At 37.6% G+C, this 16,406-nt stretch carries 11 protein-coding genes and 2 pseudogenes; 2 read left to right on the forward strand and 11 right to left on the reverse strand.

The window, feature by feature from the left end; all coding sequences use genetic code 11:
• Window positions 1–159: 159 nt before the first annotated feature.
• Complete coding sequence (locus tag AASI_RS09130) at window positions 160–1,074, reverse strand: tetratricopeptide repeat protein (RefSeq protein WP_012473293.1); 915 nt, start codon at window positions 1,072–1,074, stop codon at window positions 160–162.
• 557 nt (window positions 1,075–1,631) lie between these two features.
• Between AASI_RS09130 and AASI_RS06210 the strand changes: the two genes are divergently transcribed.
• The gene (locus AASI_RS06210) at window positions 1,632–2,723 is read left to right on the forward strand and encodes a hypothetical protein (RefSeq protein WP_012473294.1); all 1,092 of its coding nucleotides are present in this window, start codon (window positions 1,632–1,634) and stop codon (window positions 2,721–2,723) included.
• Between the two features lie 112 nt (window positions 2,724–2,835).
• Here AASI_RS06210 and AASI_RS06215 read toward each other — a convergent pair whose 3' ends face one another.
• From AASI_RS06215 to AASI_RS06250, 9 genes and pseudogenes are all read right to left on the reverse strand, one after another.
• Window positions 2,836–3,213, reverse strand: a complete 378-nt coding sequence (locus AASI_RS06215) for a PIN domain-containing protein (protein WP_012473295.1) — start codon at window positions 3,211–3,213, stop codon at window positions 2,836–2,838.
• On the reverse strand, window positions 3,210–3,458 hold the full coding sequence (locus tag AASI_RS06220) for an AbrB/MazE/SpoVT family DNA-binding domain-containing protein (RefSeq protein ID WP_012473296.1): 249 nt from the start codon (window positions 3,456–3,458) through the stop codon (window positions 3,210–3,212). The genes AASI_RS06215 and AASI_RS06220 overlap by 4 nt, the downstream gene beginning before the upstream one ends.
• Window positions 3,459–3,909: 451 nt before the next feature.
• A complete protein-coding gene (locus tag AASI_RS06225; RefSeq protein ID WP_012473298.1) occupies window positions 3,910–4,407 on the reverse strand; it encodes a hypothetical protein in 498 nt (165 codons plus the stop codon).
• Complete coding sequence (locus tag AASI_RS09370) at window positions 4,319–4,543, reverse strand: Arm DNA-binding domain-containing protein (RefSeq protein WP_083758851.1); 225 nt, start codon at window positions 4,541–4,543, stop codon at window positions 4,319–4,321. Before AASI_RS09370 ends, AASI_RS06225 begins: the two co-directional genes overlap by 89 nt.
• Before the next feature lie 22 nt (window positions 4,544–4,565).
• The gene (locus AASI_RS09135) at window positions 4,566–8,774 is read right to left on the reverse strand and encodes an ankyrin repeat domain-containing protein (RefSeq protein WP_012473299.1); all 4,209 of its coding nucleotides are present in this window, start codon (window positions 8,772–8,774) and stop codon (window positions 4,566–4,568) included.
• Window positions 8,775–9,234: 460 nt separating this feature from the next.
• The gene (locus AASI_RS07735) at window positions 9,235–10,893 is read right to left on the reverse strand and encodes a U-box domain-containing protein (protein ID WP_012473300.1); all 1,659 of its coding nucleotides are present in this window, start codon (window positions 10,891–10,893) and stop codon (window positions 9,235–9,237) included.
• Window positions 10,859–11,332: a hypothetical protein gene (locus tag AASI_RS06240; protein ID WP_012473301.1), complete on the reverse strand. Its 474-nt coding sequence runs from the start codon at window positions 11,330–11,332 to the stop codon at window positions 10,859–10,861. Before AASI_RS06240 ends, AASI_RS07735 begins: the two co-directional genes overlap by 35 nt.
• A 441-nt stretch (window positions 11,333–11,773) precedes the next feature.
• Window positions 11,774–12,238: pseudogene (locus AASI_RS06245) on the reverse strand (ankyrin repeat domain-containing protein); the annotation flags it as partial.
• A 19-nt stretch (window positions 12,239–12,257) separates the two neighbouring features.
• Window positions 12,258–13,676, reverse strand: coding sequence for an ankyrin repeat domain-containing protein (locus tag AASI_RS06250; RefSeq protein ID WP_012473303.1), 1,419 nt, complete (start codon window positions 13,674–13,676; stop codon window positions 12,258–12,260).
• 204 nt (window positions 13,677–13,880) lie between these two features.
• Here AASI_RS06250 and AASI_RS06255 point away from each other — a divergent pair.
• A pseudogene (locus AASI_RS06255) lies at window positions 13,881–14,845 on the forward strand (IS481 family transposase).
• Between the two features lie 62 nt (window positions 14,846–14,907).
• Here AASI_RS06255 and AASI_RS08875 read toward each other — a convergent pair.
• The gene (locus AASI_RS08875; protein WP_012473304.1) at window positions 14,908–16,212 is read right to left on the reverse strand and encodes a hypothetical protein; all 1,305 of its coding nucleotides are present in this window, start codon (window positions 16,210–16,212) and stop codon (window positions 14,908–14,910) included.
• Window positions 16,213–16,406 lie beyond the last annotated feature (194 nt).

Raw genomic sequence — 16,406 nt, forward strand, 5'->3', positions numbered from 1 at the left:
GAGCGAAAGTGTTTTTTGTTCGCTTTCAAGCCCTAGGAGTTTTATGTGATAGGTAGCTTTCTTTTGTGCTAGAATAGAACTACTGCGAAACTAAAGATAATCGTGTCATTTGATACTATTTTCCTGATTGAACTGGTTAAAATAGACTTTCTAGTGGTTCTATTTTGTCCTTGTATAATTCTTCTGGATTCCTTGCCCATAATAATACATTTCGCCTAGCTTATGTTGTGCTCCTACATTTCCTTGCTCGGCAGCTTTTTGGAACCATTCAAGTGCTTTAGCATAGTCCTTCTTTACTCCCCAACCATTCTGGTATGTCTCTCCTAAATTAAATTGGGCTTGTGCATTTCCTTGTGCAGCTGCTTTCTCGTACCATTCTCTAGCTTTTATATAATCTCTCCTTACTCCTCTTCCAGTTTGATACATCCAGCCTAGTCTACATTGAGCATTGGGATGCCCTTGAGCGGTGGCCTTTTGATACCATTTAAATGCTTCATGATAATTTCGAGCCGTTCCCTTGCCATTATAATACATCCACGCTAGGTTAGTTTGTCCATATACATAGCCTTGTATAGCTGATTTTTTAAACCATTCTATTGCTTTTTTATCATCTTGTGGTAATCCTGACCTTCCATTTTGATATATAAATCCCATATCACGTTGTGCAACAACATTGCCTTGCTCAGCTGCTTTTTCCGCTAAGACTACAATACTAGATTCTACATATGTCTTGTCAATTTCAACCGAATGGCTTTGTTGCTCTTGCTCTTTCCTTCCAGTCTGTAGTTGTCCTTTCTCCTCATTTTTACTCTTTCCTCGACGTTCATGTTTTAACCATTCTTTATAGGTAGGTTCTCCTTCCTCATCATCCACTCCCCTTATCCCCTGCTCTTTTGTTAATTCTATTTTTCCTTTTTCTATCCCTTTTCTAACAACTCCTTCCTGTTCTACAGTTTCTGTTATATTCCCTACTTCTTGAATAGGTAAATTGCTTGAACCCCTACAATTTTGTAAAAATAAGCTGCCAAGTAAAACAAAGGCTATGTATTGTTGAGGTAAAGAAGCTTTTTTCATGGTTGTAAAGTTTAAGGAGAAATGTATATTACTTTGCAGCTAGCATATTTGCAAATCTGAATATCATCAAATAATCTAATTCTATCCTTTTTGTAAGTCAACTATTGTATGATTTTTAGAGTTATTGTCGTACGACCATCTTATGAATTCATTATACTGATAATTTTTATCAAACAAACACATAAAAATGGCTAATTGGGCTGCCAGTAAACTGTTTGTAAAAAGGTACGGTTTGAGAATTTTTTTGTCTGTAACCGTAATTTTCTGTTCAAATGCCCCGCTGGACCGGTATGTTGAGGCATATTTTACATATAATTAGTAAAAGTCAGCTAAGGTAGTAGTAGAGTTATATTCAGTATAATTAAAGTGCACTACTCGTATTTAATACCATACTAATGGTATTTGAATTTGCAAATAAACTGATTAGATTTTAATATACGATTCTGTTGACCTTATATTTCCATAAGCTAGCATTCTTGTAGGATATTTCAACACTTTTCTTGGATATATGCTGCCTAAAGGTTAATATACTAGCCTCTTTTAATTTAAAGACTATGATGAAGCTTAAGTACTCGCTGTTTGAGAAGTTCGCAGCATATATACTACTTGTTATAAGCCTGTTTTTACAGAGCTGCAATAGCCCTAACGTTCAACCTATTGCACCACAATCACCTAACATTTCTACGGAAGAGCAGATGATTTCTTTTTACCAAGAAGCAGGCCAATTAAAAGCAATTGTTAAGCAGGGCCACGGCAGCTTAAGTGCATCCTATACCTTACCAGTGTATATATCTTCTGATGTGAGCTTAGCACAACTAGTTACCTTAACCCAAGAGGGGCAAAAACAACTGATCCATATAAACTTACCTAAGGAGGGGCAGCATGGTTATGTATGTGTGGGGCATGGAGATTTAAGAGATAAAGAGGATAAGCAAGAATATGCTGCTATAGTAGGAGATAGTAACCAAAAGGAAAAGGAAAAAGAAGGACAAGTATCTGAAAAAGTTGCCTATAGAAAGATTTCTACAGAAGATGCTGAAGGGGAAGAAAAATTTTTAAAAGTGCAAGAGTTAGAAGATCGAATTATTCAGCATATTAATCGAGCGAAAGATGAAGCGATCATCAAGAGTATAAATTATACACTAGAAAGTTTTAGTCCTAATGGGAAATGGAGTGCAAAAGTAATTTTGGATGCCTTTAGAGAAAAGAAAGAAATTTTAGATTTTGGGCATGTGGCTTTTCATGAACGTGATTTTGAATTAATTTCAAACCATCCTTTTTTTAGAGAAAAGGCAAAAGGGATTAAATTTAGTAATCTGGATAATTTAGCAATTGGAGGAGGACGAGGTAAATTTATCAGGTCCTTGGCAACAAGCTTACAATCTACCAATATTATAGAAGTTGAATTAAGCAATAGTAACCTGAAGGCTGAAAGTATATCCTTATTTGTTACGAATTTAAAAGGTGCCCAAGTAAAGAGGGTCAACTTTAAATACAACCAAGTAGGCAATGAAATACAACAATGGCTTTCTAGTAATTACTTGGCAAATACCACTATAGAAGAAATTAATTTAAAACATAATAAGGTAGAAACAAGTATACAGCAATTGTTAATTGAAAAGTATAATCACATTCACTGGATATTTTAGGTCAATAATGTTTGTTCGGTTGAATACTGGGTTGTGTAAACTTAAAAATTGCATTGTTTCTATAAATTATTTAATCGGTTTGTAACGAGTAAAATCTATCAGTACTATCCTTTTACAAGTAATCGTTTAACTGCTCATCAAAAGTAAGCACAGGAATGCTTGTCAGCTTGTTTTTAGCAAGTAGTAAGCAATCAACCACATGTATGTTATACTTACTATAATAATCTAAGGCTAAGGCAAATACTTCTTTTTCACTGCTTATTCCTTTATAAGTCAATAAATCTGATAATATTTGAGTGATTGTATCTTTGGGCACCTTGTAAAAAGAGGAAAGAACAAAGATGACTTCAGTAAATACAGCCTGCTCTATCATAAGGATTATTTTCCCTGTTTTAGCCTGATCAAATATTTCTTTAGCCTTAGTAAACATTTGTGGGTTATCTGCTAGTAGATAACGCAGGATAAAGTTGGTGTCGCAGAGATACTTCATTTGGACCCTTTTTCAGTTATAGATATACTATCCTCCCACGCCTTATTTCTAATTGCTTCAAAAGTAAGCGGTGTGTCCTTTTGATAAGAAGCCAACGCCCCCCCTACATCATGTACGGCAGTAATAAGGATTTGGTTATGCTCGTTAACTTCCACAGATACTAAATTAGATTTAAGCTTATCACGAACTTTTTTTGGTAAAACGAGTTGTCCTTTGCTAGAAATAGTTAAAGTGTTTATATACATAATGTTATAAGTAGAATGTCAATTAATATATAATATACATTAAAGTGTAATAATATAACTTATAGTAACACTAATATAAACAAATAAATATAATCATAGGATATTTACATATAGATAAATATCATACAATTATAATACTGTCTTACTTTTACATAATATGTTACAAACATATATAAATAAGGAAGGCAAAAGGATTAGGGGGCTATTTCTACCACGAGACAGCCTCTGGCAATTTACAAGAAGGGCAAAATCAATAAAGTTAGTATTTAAATTAAGTGTTTTTGTACTATTGCGCCCAAGGGATAAAATGGTTGGTTTACTCTATGGTTTACTCTAATCGCTACTTTGCTCTTCTCACAACAAAACGTTGTTCGCCTCGTCGATCACTTCGTTACTAAAACTCTTCAGGTAGATTTCCGTAATTTTTTCTCCCTTGTGTCCGAGCGCTTCACTAATCACCCCCGTTGAGATGACACTTTGCTTTAAGACCGTTGCATAAGTATGACGCGCTACATAGGTCGTCAAGTATGGCCGCTTGGGCTAATTCTTTGAGCGCGTCATTTACTCCTCTAAGTACCCGGTTGATTCGGTTCGAAATTTGCTGCGGAGTTGTATGTTCATTCTTATTTAAGATAGGAAAAACAAAATCATCCTTATCACTAAAGCAGAATTGCTTGCTGCCTGTAAATTCTTTTAAAGAAGTTAAAAGCCGTTTGTACAGTCGTGCTCTTCCTATTTTACCACTCTGGGTTAAATTCTGACAAACTTCCGAGAGGAATGGGAATAATTCCCCAGAAGCTTGTTTAGGTTCTTCGATCGCTTGTACGAGCTGCTGAAGCGAAAGGGATTTTTGTTCGCTTTCAAGTTCTAAAAGCTTCGTATGATAGGTAGCTTTCTTTTGCGCAAGGATAGCTTCTAAGAGTTTCCTGTCTAGGGGTATGCTTATCAAAGTCCCATAACTCTGAGGGGCAGGAAAGGCCTGTTGAGAAGTACTTTTTAGCCTTTAGCTGACTGATACGTACCATGAGCGGATGGGAACCATCCGCTAGTGCTTTACTCTTATATAATATGATGGAGATTTTCATTAATAAAGGAGCGGTAGGAAATTTAATTTAAATTCTTCAACTTATCTAGAATCTTTTGTGCATCCACTTGTCCTTGCTCAGCAGCTTTTTGGAACCATTCTAAAGCTTTAGCATAGTCTTGGGCTACGCCATACCCATTATAATACATCCATCCTAGACTATATTGTGCACTTGCATTTCCTTGCTCAGCAGCTTTTTCGAACCATTCTACTGCTTTTCTATCAACTAGGGCTACGCCTCGGCATCGTCCATCCCTATAATACATAAATCCTAGATTGTTTTGTGCATCTATATTTCCTTGCTCAGCAGCTTTTTGATACCATTCTACTGCTTTTATATCATCTTGGGCTACGCCTCGCCCATTTTCATACATCCATCCTAGACTATTTTGTGCACTTGCATGTCCTTGCTCAGCAGCTTTTTGATACCATTCTACTGCTTTTCGATCATCTTGGACTACGCTTCGCCCCTCTCTATACATAAATCCTAGACTATATTGTGCACTTGCATTTCCTTGCTCAGCAGCTTTTTGGTACCATTCTACAGCTTTTTTATCATCTTGGACTACGCCTCGCCCCTCTCTATACATAAATCCTAGACTATTTTGTGCACTTGCATTTCCTTGATCAGCAGCTTTTTGATACCATTCTACAGCTTTCGCGTCATCTTGGACTACGCCTCGCCCCTCTCTATACATAAATCCTAGACTATTTTGTGCACTTGCATGTCCTTGCTCAGCGGCTTTTTGATGCCATTCTACTGCTTTTCGATCATCTTGGGCTACGCCTCGTCCCTCTCTATACATCCATCCTAGACTATTTTGTGCTAATACATTTCCTTGCTCAGCAGCTTTTTGAAACCATTCTACTGCTTTTTTACCATCTTGGGCTACGCCACGCCCCTCTCTATACATACATCCTAGACTATTTTGTGCTAATACATTTCCTTGCTCAGCCGCTTTTTGATACCATTCTACAGCTTTCGCGCCATCTTGGACTACGCCACGCCCATTTTCATACATCCATCCTAGATTATTTTGTGCTAATACATCTCCTTTCTCAGCAGCTTTTTGATACCATTCTACAGCTTTCCGATCATCTTGGGCTATGCCACGCCCTTCTCTATACATACATCCTAGACTATATTGTGCACTTGCATTTCCTTTCTCAGCAGCTTTTTGGAACCATTCTACTGCTTTTCGATCATCTTGTGCTACTCCCCATCCATTTTTATACATACATCCTAGACTATTTTGTGCTAATACATTTCCTTTCTCAGCAGCTTTTTGGAACCATTCTACTGCTTTTCGATCATCTTGTGCTACTCCCCATCCATTTTTATACATACATCCTAGACTATTTTGTGCATCCACCTGTCCTTGCTCAGCAGCTTTTCCGTACCATTCTACAGCTTTTTTATCATCTTGGGCTACTCCCCATCCATTTTTATACATACATCCTAGACTATTTTGTGCTAATACATTTCCTTTCTCAGCAGCTTTTTGGAACCATTCTACTGCTTTCCGATCATCTTGGGCTACGCCATGTCCATTGTAATACATTGCACCTAGACTATTTTGTGCATCCACCTGTCCTTGCTCAGCAGCTTTTCCGTACCATTCTACAGCTTTTTTATCATCTTGGGCTACGCCTCGTCCCTCTCTATACATCCGTCCTAGATTATATTGTGCACTTGCATTTCCTTGCCCAGCAGCTTTTTGAAACCATTCTGCTGCTTTCGCGTCATCTTGAACTACACCATACCCATTATAATACATAAATCCTAGACTATATTGTGCACTTGCAAGGCCTTGCTCAGCGGCTTTTTGGAACCATTCTACTGCTTTTCGGTCATCTTGAGCTACGTCTCGTCCATTTCTATATATTATACCTAGCTTATATTGTGCATCAGTATCTCCTTGATCAGCAGCCTTTTGATACCATTCTCTTGCTTTATTATCATCCTTTTCAACTCCTTCGCCATCCTCATAGCTTATACCTAAATTATATTGTGCATTTATATGTCCTTGCTCAGCTGCCTTAGTGTACCATACCACTGCTTTAGCATGATCCTTCTCTAATCCTTCTCCATCATCATACATCCGTCCTAGATTATATTGTGCACTTGCATTTCCTTGCCCAGCAGCTTTTTGAAACCATTCTGCTGCTTTCCTTTCATCTTTAGCTACTCCTCGTCCATTTCCATATCTCACTCCTAAATTATATTGTGCTGTTACATGTCCTTGCTCAGCCGCTTTTTGGTACCATTCAAATGCTTTTTTATCATCCTTCTCTAATCCTTCTCCATCATCATACATCACTCCTAGACTATTTTGTGCATCCACCTGTCCTTGCTCAGCCGCTTTTTGATACCATTCTACTGCCTTTTTATCATCTTGGGCTACACCTCGTCCATCTCTATACCTATTACCTAGATTGTTTTGTGCAATAGTATCTCCTTGATCAGCCGCTTTTTGATACCATTCTACAGCTTTCGCGTCATCTTGTGCTACCCCAAGTCCATTTTTATACATCCATCCTAGATTAGCTTGTGCACTTGCATTTCCTTGATCAGCTGCTTTTTGATACCATTCTACAGCTTTTTTATCATCTTGGGCTACGCCTCGTCCATCTCTATACATCCGTCCTAGATTATATTGTGCACTTGCATTTCCTTGGTCAGCTGCTTTTTGAAACCATTCTACTGCTTTCGCGTCATCTTGAGCTGTGCCACGTCCATTTCTATACATTCTGCCTATGTTATATTGTGTCTCTGCATCTCCCTGGCCAGCCCCTGATTCTATTAACAGTTTAGCTACTTCTAGGTGTTCCTCCTCAGCAGCCACATACAAAGGGGTTATTCCATTATTGCCTTTAGCATTGACATCAGCTCCTGATTCTATTAACAGTTTAGCTACTTCTAGGTGTTCCTCCTCAGCAGCCACATACAAAGGGGTTATTCCATTATTGCCTTTAGCATTGACATCAGCTCCTGATTCTATTAACAGTTTAGCTACTTCTAGGTGCCCCTCCTCAGCAGCCCAATGCAAAGGCGTATCACCATGAATATTTTTAGCATTGACATCAGCCCCTGATTCTATTAACAGTTTAGCTACTTCTAGGTGCCCATTTAAAGCAGCTTTATGTAAAGGGATATAGCCGCTATTATCCTTAGCATTAATATGGGCCCCTAGTTGGATTAATTGCTTAGAAACTTCTAAATTTCCTTTCTTGGCAGCTCCAAATAAATTATCCTGCACATCAGCGCCTAATATCACTAATTGTTTGGCTACTTCTATATGTCCTTTGAGAATAGCTATATAGAGTGGAGTAGAACCATTATTGTCCTTATCATTTATATCCGCCCCTTGCTCTATTAAATACCTAACTAGGGCTAGGTTGCCTTTTAAAGCAGCCATATACAAAGGTGTGTTCCCATTTATATTCTTAGCATTTACATTAGCACCAAAAGCTATCAAATACCTAATTAACTCTAAGTGGCCTAGCAGAGCAGCCACATACAAAGGGGTTATTCCATTATTGTCTCTAGCATTGACATCTGCTCCTAAACTTATTAAGAACGCTGCTACATCTATATGACCTTTCTGAGCAGCCTTATGTAAGGGCGTCCAACTATTGTTATCCTTAAGGTTTATATTAACACCTGCATTTACCAACTCTTTAATCTTATTTATATCCCTCTGTTCAGTAGCTGTATGTAAGGAAGCAGCAGTGGTTAATTGTTGTATGTTATCTACTTGGGTTTGTACATCTGATTGGTCCTCTTCTTCCTCTTCCTCGCTTCCTTCTTTCTGTCCATCAGAATCAGGGTTGCCACCACCCATCAAGCCTGCTCCTTTGTAAACAACTATTTTAGCTGGCTGGTTGTCTTGAGCTAGTTGAAGGCGGATACGGCGCTCTTGTGCTTTTGTATCTAAGCAAGGTAATTTAGCGAGCTCTACTCCTTGTTCAAGGGTTACTTCTACCCCTTCATAAGTTTTACTAAATCCTTTATAAGCATTCATCTCCACATCTGCCTTTAAATCACCACCTTCTTCATAAAAACTAACAGCATGGCCACCTTCTGCTGTCAATACTTGACCTATCAAACGCTGGATATTGGTTGTAATAAGTGGTTTATTGTCGAATCCTCCACCACAGCTTTGTAAACATAAACCTATAAGTAGAATACGAGCTATAAGTTGCTGTGCAAGAGTATAATTGTTTTTCATATTTTAAAGATTAAAGAGGATTGCATATTAATGCGCAGTTAGTTTAGTTGCAAATGTATATACCAGTAGTGGGGTAAATTTTATGCTTTGAATATTCAAAGTCGCTGACCAACGGATTTAAAAAGGTTAAAAAACAAAAAGTAGTAATTTCTTATTTATTCCCTAATTATCGTCACTATAAGGCCTTATTTTATAAGACAGCAATATTAGACATTTTTTATGGTTCTTTTGCAGTTTTTGTCTATGGGATATTTTATCTCACAAAGCACCCTTTTTTGAGATACACAAGCTTAGGACTTACTATCCTTCTTTACAACAAGCACAGCGGATATTTAATTTTACGAATAATTACAATCAGAGCGTTTAAAAATTTATCGAGTCCCATATATTTATACCCAACTGATCTTATTACGTTATTCTTAAGCATAAGCTAATTAAATAGGCTTGGGAAATAATAGTATTATGATGAAAAATGGATTACTACCGAATTAAGTATTATTTGTGCATCCTCATAGCCCTTTTCAGCGGCTTTTCGAAACCATTCTATAGCTTTTATATTATCCTTTCCTACCCCAAATCCATTCCTATACATTATGCCTAAGCTATATTGTGCATGTGCATATCCTTGTTCAGCTGCTTTCTGATACCATTCACATGCTTTTCTATCATCTTTCTCTACCCCTTGCCCAGAATAATATAGCCCCCCCAGGTTAGATTGTGCATGTGCATATCCTTGTTCAGCTGCTTTCTGATACCATTCCCTAGCTTTTGTATAGTCTTTTTTTATCGCTCCGAACCAATCATACGCATACATAACGCCTAAATTATTCTGGGCAGCTGCACATCCTTGGTTAGCAGATTTCAGATACCATGCCATAGCTCTTGAGTAATTCCTCCTTATACCACAACCATGATAATACATCCAACCCAAACTAAGCTGGCAATCTGCATCACCTTTTTGAGCATCTATGGCTATTTTCTCTCTTATTTGTAAGCATAGTCTTTCTGCTTCAGCCCTATTTAATTGAACCCCTCGTCCATAATAGTATAAGCTTGCTAGCCTAGCTTGAGCAACCGCCACACCTTGGCAAGCTGCTTTTTCATAACACTTTTTAGCTTCAATAAAGTCTATTGTTACCCCTTCTCCATTATCATACATAGCTCCTAGCTTATATTGTGCCTCTGCATATCCTTGTTCAGCTGCTTTTTCATACCATCTTTTAGCTTTAGCATAATTTCTTTTTAATCCCTGTCGCCCGCTCCTATACTTATTACCTAGCACATATTGTGCATACATATGCCCAATAGTAGCTCCTTCTTTACAATGTTTTATAGCTTCTTGCTCATCTAGAACCTTTCCCTTCAACCTCTTACTGTCTAAAAAATATCGAAGTTTTTGTTCAGAAACTGCTGGATAATCTTGTTCTGCCTTATTATTATGATTGCCTTCTAGAACTCCTTCTTTTACTTTTTGTTGAAAGGCAGAAACACTGCTGCTTGAACTACTAACAGGTGGACCAGGCTGCACCATGTACTGCTGCATTTGTAGTATACACTCTTGCATCGTTGTACGCATCTGTTTATCTCTTTCTATAAAAGAGTTAACTTGCTCTTTTAATAGCCCAATTCGTTTTTCCATAATATGAAGCTGAGCTGTTTTTTCTTCCAATTTTCTTTTATGTTGTTGCAACTCTATCTCTTTTTGTTGTAGCTTTTCTTCTAAGCTTAACCGTTCCTGGCTTTCTTTTTCTACTAAATGCCCCTTTTGTATCAATTTTTCTTCTATCTCTTCTTCTCTGAGTTTAATAGCTGCTTCAATATTACGTATATCCAGCTTATGTCTGGTTAAAACAGGTACCTGTGCTTTTATATCCTGAATTAAACTACGCATGGTATAATTAGCTATGAGCTCGGTACTAAGCAGCCTCTTTCCAGTCATAGGGCTGACCCGCTTTCCCACATCAAACCAGCGTTGTATGGCTGATCGTTCATAGCTATGGCTATCCTGAGCAATGACCGGATCTTCCATAATCTCCTGGGTGATGGGGCAAAAACATTCGTCGGGTATATTCTCATCTGATAGCTTATCTTCTGCTGCTTCCTCTTCTCCTTCTTCCATTCCTCCCACTAGCCCTGCCCCCTTCCTTAAATGGCTGTTTGCCTTGTGCTAATTGAATAAGAATACGGTTTTGCTGTATTTTTTTAGGCAAGTGTGGTAAACTTGCTAGATCTGTTTCATCCTTTATCTCTACAGGTAACCCATTATAAACGCTATGTTTTTCATCTAAGGGTTCCACACTTGCTTGCAATTCCCCTTTATATTCGTAGAAAGTAACGGCATGTCCTCCCTCTGCAGTCACTGTTTGATCAACCAAAGGCTGGATGTTCGCTTGTAGCTGTGGGGTTAGTTGTTGCTGGGTATAAGTTTGTATAGATGCTATTTCCTCTTCTTGAATAGGAAGAAGTGGGCTATTTAAACGATTGCAGCCTTGTAAAAATAGGCTTATCAGTAAAACATAGGCTATGTATTGCTGAAACAAATTGTAAGATCTTTTCATATATTATAAAGTAAGTGAGACGCTTATATTAGTTTAGAGTTAGCGTATTTGCAATTGTAAGATTAGAAAAACCCAACCAGTAAAGGAGTATTGTAGCTGTGAAAGGCTATCAATAGTAAAATTTTAAGTATTAATGTAATGTATACGGTAACAGCTGATAGTTGTTTATCTATATAAAAAGCACACTTGTTGATTTATAATTAAAAACACTAATACTTAACTTAAAATGATGTAACCACAAATACTTTTTATTTGAAGTTTTACATTTATAATTATTGATTTCACTAATATCTGTAAAGTAAAATAGTACCGCCGCAAGTTATTTTTATGAATTGGACTTGCTTTGACTCATCTTTTCAGCCAGCAAGCTAGCTAGTTGTATATAATTTTTTAAAGTAGCAAACTGAAAAGGAGTATGACCTTGTTTATTTTTAACATTTATCATAACTTTTTTTGTATTAATAACTTTGCTACGTCTAAGCGACCCTGGTAAGCAGCCAGATGTAAAGGTGTATTACCATTACTAGTTCTAACATTTAGTTTTGCTCCCTTCTCTATTAATAACTTGACTACTTCTATATGTCCTTTACCAGCAGCTATATGCAGCGGAGTATAATTAGTTGTGTTCTTAAGTTCTATGTCTAGTCCCTGTTTAATTAACAATCTTGCTACTTCTAAGTGACCTTGAAGAGCGGCTAAATGCAGTGGAGAATTCCCCTTATCAGTCACAACATTTAGTTTTGCCCCTCTTTCTAGTAATAGCTTTACTATTTCTAAGTATCCATCTTGAACAGCATAACACAAAGGAGTATAACCATTATTATTGCTAGCATCAACATCTGCTCCTAGATTGATCAATAGTTGAATTATATTTATATGCCCTTCTGAAACAGCCTCATGCAGTGGAGAATGTCCATCATTATCCTTAAAATTTTGGAGAAACTCCTTGCACTAATAAAAACTTTACCAATTCTATATGATCTTTCCTAACAGCTATATGAAGTAATGAAGAGCCGGCACTATCTTTACAGTGTAAATTCCCTCCGTTTTCTAGTAATAACTTAACTACTTCCACATGGCCTTTTTTAACAGCCACATGCAAAGACGTATAACCATTATCATCTTTAGCATTAATATAGGCCCCTAGTTGGATTAATTGCTTAACTACTTCTAAGTTTCCTTTCTTGACAGCTCCATATAAAGGATCCTGTACATCAGCGCCTAATGCCACTAATTGTTTGGCAATGTCTATATGCCCTTTTAAAACAGAGATGTATAACGGAGTAAGAGCGTTATTATCGCGAATATTCACATCAGTGCCTGCACCTACTAAATACTTAACTACTTCTAAGTGCCCTCTTTGTACAGCTATATAAGAAGGAGTAAAACCCTCATTGTTCTGTATATTTATATTGGCCCCTCCTGAGAAGGCTAAAGTTTTAACTACTTCTAAATTTCCTTTCATAGCTGCCATATACAAAGGAGTGCAACCCTTTGTATTAGCAATATTTACATCTGCTCTGTGTTCTATAAGCAGCTTTACCAGCTCTAAATGACCTAGTAAAGCAGCCAAGTATAGCGGTGTTAATCCATTATTGTCCGTAGTATTGATATTTGCACCTGCCGCTAATAAGTTGTTGGCTGCTTCTAGATGGCCCCGCTGAGCAGCTATATGTAAAGGTGTCCAATTATTATTGTTTTTAGTATTTACATCTATGCCTGCTTGTATTAAGCCCCTAATTCTCTTTATATCTCCCTCTTCAGTAGCTGCATGTAAGGAGGCAACACTGGTTAGTTGTTGTGTGTTACTTACTTGAATTTGTACATCTGATTGGGCCTCTTCTTCCTCTTCTTCGCTTCCTTCTTTCTGTTCATCAGAATCTGGGTTGCCACCCCCCATTAACCCTGCTCCTTTGTAAATAACTATTTTAGCTGGCTTTCCTACATGTGCTGGTTGAAGATGAATACGTCGTTGTTGTGCTTGCTGGCCTAATCGAGGTAGGTCCGATAACTCTGCTCCCTGCTCTAATAATACTTCCACTCCCTCATAGGTTTTACTAAATCCTTCAGGTACGTTCATTACTACATTAGCTCGCAAATCACCTGCTTCCATATAAAAATTAACTACATGCCCCCCTTGTGCTGTCAATTGTTTATCTACCATAGGCTGGATGTCTGCTCGAGGAAGGATTGCTTGTGTAGTAGTTTGTATAGACGCTACTTGCTCTTCCCCGGTAGGAATAAGTGGATTATTGTCGAATCCTCCACCACAGCTTTGTAAGCATAAACCTATAAGTATAAGACGTGCTATGAATTGCTGTGCGACGCTATAATTGATTTTCATATTTTAAAGATTAATGGAAACCCTATATTAAGGCACAGCTAGTGTATTTGCAAATATAAATACCATCAGCAGGGTAAATTCTATACTTTGGGTACCTAAAGTATAGTTGGTATTACAACGTGGGATAAAAAAATGTTTGGTCCCCAACAATTATGGTTATATTAGCAAGGATATTATTAGTGATAAAAACCAAACACAAAAACTATGGGACAATTACTACATAAATGCGCCAGAACAACAGAGAAAACTCGTAGAGAAATACAGTTATCAAAACAGAGTATAGCTTCCCTTGCTAGGCGTTTTGGAGTTAATCGTAAGACAATAGCTAAATGGAAAAATAGGACTTCTTGCCAAGATGTACCTATGGGGCCTAAAGTAAAGCGTTCTAAGGTGTTAACTGAGCAAGAAGAGAAGGTTGTTATTGCTTTTAGAAAGCTTACAGGGTTACCCTTGGAGACTCGCTATACACTCTACAAGAAACTATACCTCACTTATCGCGTTCTACTTTGCATCGCTGCTTTCAGTGACACGGCTGCCCTAAGCTAGAGAAAGTGAAGCTTAACAACAAAGCAGCTAAGAAGCAGTTTAAAGCTTATCCTATCGGCTACTTCCATATAGATATAGCACAAGTGCAGACCGCCCAGGGTAAACTGTATTTGTTTGTGGCAATAGATAGGACTAGTAAGTTTTGTTATGCCCGCTTATATGCATTTGCTTCCATGTCAGCAGCCGTAGGCTTTCTTCAAGACCTGATAGCTTTTGTTCCTTATAAGATAGATAAAATACTTACTGATAATGGTGTACAGTTTACAAACAGGAAAGAAGGAGAATTAGGGCTCGAGCATATGTTTGACCGCATTTGTGAGCAAGAAGGCATCGTTCACAGAAGAACGCAAGTGGCCCATCCATGGACCAATGGCCAGGTAGAGCGCATGAACAGAACAATCAAAGAGGCTACTGTGCAAAGCTATTATTATAGTAGCCATCAGCAGTTAGAGCGGCACTTAAATGACTTCTTGTTAGCTTATAATTTTGCTCGTAGACTTAAGGCACTCAAGGGCAAAACTCCTTGGCAATTTTTAGAGCAACAATGGCAAAAAAAACCTCAGCTTTTTCACCAAAATATTAATACCTTTACTAAGGGACTAAACACCTATAATCAAAGATAAAGGCCAAGGCACTTGCACTAGTAAAAGGTAGAAGCTTTCACACAACCTAGCATGAATTACAATTAGGTTAGGTCAAGAGAATGTGCAAAAATTAGCATTTCTTTTAATGTAAAACTTTTATCTCTTACTACATCATTGACGCTTATAGTAGGATCTAAAATACCTTTATTAAATAGATATTTTGCTGCTAACAGCAACTGAGTAACGCTTGGCTGATACCTACCACTATCATTATCAATACTCACAATTTTACCTTTGCAAACTCTAATAATACCACTACATGCAACAGGTTTGCCAATACCACTTGTTTTGAAAAAGAAAGTGTGATGTACTTGACTGGGAATATCAGGATGTCTATCTCTAAAAAAGATGCACATCTTACCTTTTGGATTTAAAGCCCACAGTGCTTGTTCAGAGGAATCTAAAATACTATTGTTTTGATAAAGTAACCCATCACCATTAAATCCAACCCTCGTTCGTTTTTTAAAATCTGGAAGATTACCTGGGTATCCCCCGTCATCTGCTGGTAGGGTCTGCTCACAAATAATGAACTGTCCATATATTTTATGTCTTTTATTAAATGGTTCTGGTTCTGGTTCTGGAATGATACCATCTGCATCTTCCAAAACTTCCTTCACTTGTTTCTCTAAAAACTCTCCTTCTTTAATTTCAAAAAGCTTCATTAATTCCTGCATTGGAACTTTCTCAGGCTGTATTCTTACAGAAGTTAAAGGTTGTAGCTTTAAAAAATCCTCTCTCCATAAATTATAATGATAGTGTGCTTCAGCAACTCCCCTTTTAGTATGTCTAATTATTTGTAGCTTTTCTTTTTCTTGCTCAATTTCTTCGGCTTCCTTTTCTCCGCTCTCCACCACCAGTTGATATGTTCCTTCTTCCTCTCCTTCGTCTTCACTACTCCCTCCTCCCATCAATCCTACTCCTTTATAGATAACTACTTTAGCTGGCTGGTTGCCTTGTGCTGGTTGAAGATAAATACGTCGTTGTTGTGCTTGCTCACTTAATCGAGGTAGGTCCGATAACTCTGCTCCCTGCTCTAATAATACTTCCACTCCCTCATAGGTTTTACTAAATCCTTCAGGTACGTCCATTGCTACATTAGCTTTTAACTCACCTGCTTCCTTATAGAAAGTAACAGCATGGCCACCTTCTGCTGTCAATACTTGACCTGTCAAAGGCTGGATATCTGCTCGAGGAAGGATTGCTTGTGTAGTAGTTTGTATAGATGCTACTTGCTCTTCCCCGGTAGGAATAAGTGGGTTATTGTCGAATCCTCCACCACAGCTTTGTAAGAATAAGCTTATAAGTAGAAGACGTGCTATCAGTTGCTGGAATGAATTAAAGTTCATAAAGTTTTAAGTTAGAAGGTAAGCATAATAATGTATAGGAAACTCATTTACAACAATAGGATAGTATTTCTACAATTTAAATTGCATTTAAATTGTATTTGAGGGCAATTAGATGGTTCAACAGGAAGTGAATAGCTTAGGCAAGGCGCTACAAGTAATATCAAAACAGATTATGGTTGGATACCCCTTAAGTC

Source organism: Candidatus Amoebophilus asiaticus 5a2, from assembly GCF_000020565.1.
GTDB lineage: Bacteria > Bacteroidota > Bacteroidia > Cytophagales > Amoebophilaceae > Amoebophilus > Amoebophilus asiaticus.

What these genes read in the sequence shown, in the direction of transcription:
- AASI_RS06215 (WP_012473295.1), bottom strand. Translation starts at nt 3,213, where the DNA reads ATGAAGTATCTCTGCGACACCAACTTTATCCTGCGTTATCTACTAGCA.
- AASI_RS06240 (WP_012473301.1), bottom strand. Translation starts at nt 11,332, where the DNA reads ATGAAAAGATCTTACAATTTGTTTCAGCAATACATAGCCTATGTTTTA.
- AASI_RS09135 (WP_012473299.1), bottom strand. Translation starts at nt 8,774, where the DNA reads ATGAAAAACAATTATACTCTTGCACAGCAACTTATAGCTCGTATTCTA.
- AASI_RS06250 (WP_012473303.1), bottom strand. Translation starts at nt 13,676, where the DNA reads ATGAAAATCAATTATAGCGTCGCACAGCAATTCATAGCACGTCTTATA.
- AASI_RS09370 (WP_083758851.1), bottom strand. Translation starts at nt 4,543, where the DNA reads ATGAAAATCTCCATCATATTATATAAGAGTAAAGCACTAGCGGATGGT.
- AASI_RS06220 (WP_012473296.1), bottom strand. Translation starts at nt 3,458, where the DNA reads ATGTATATAAACACTTTAACTATTTCTAGCAAAGGACAACTCGTTTTA.
- AASI_RS06210 (WP_012473294.1), top strand. Translation starts at nt 1,632, where the DNA reads ATGAAGCTTAAGTACTCGCTGTTTGAGAAGTTCGCAGCATATATACTA.
- AASI_RS09130 (WP_012473293.1), bottom strand. Translation starts at nt 1,074, where the DNA reads ATGAAAAAAGCTTCTTTACCTCAACAATACATAGCCTTTGTTTTACTT.
- AASI_RS07735 (WP_012473300.1), bottom strand. Translation starts at nt 10,893, where the DNA reads ATGGAAGAAGGAGAAGAGGAAGCAGCAGAAGATAAGCTATCAGATGAG.
- AASI_RS08875 (WP_012473304.1), bottom strand. Translation starts at nt 16,212, where the DNA reads ATGAACTTTAATTCATTCCAGCAACTGATAGCACGTCTTCTACTTATA.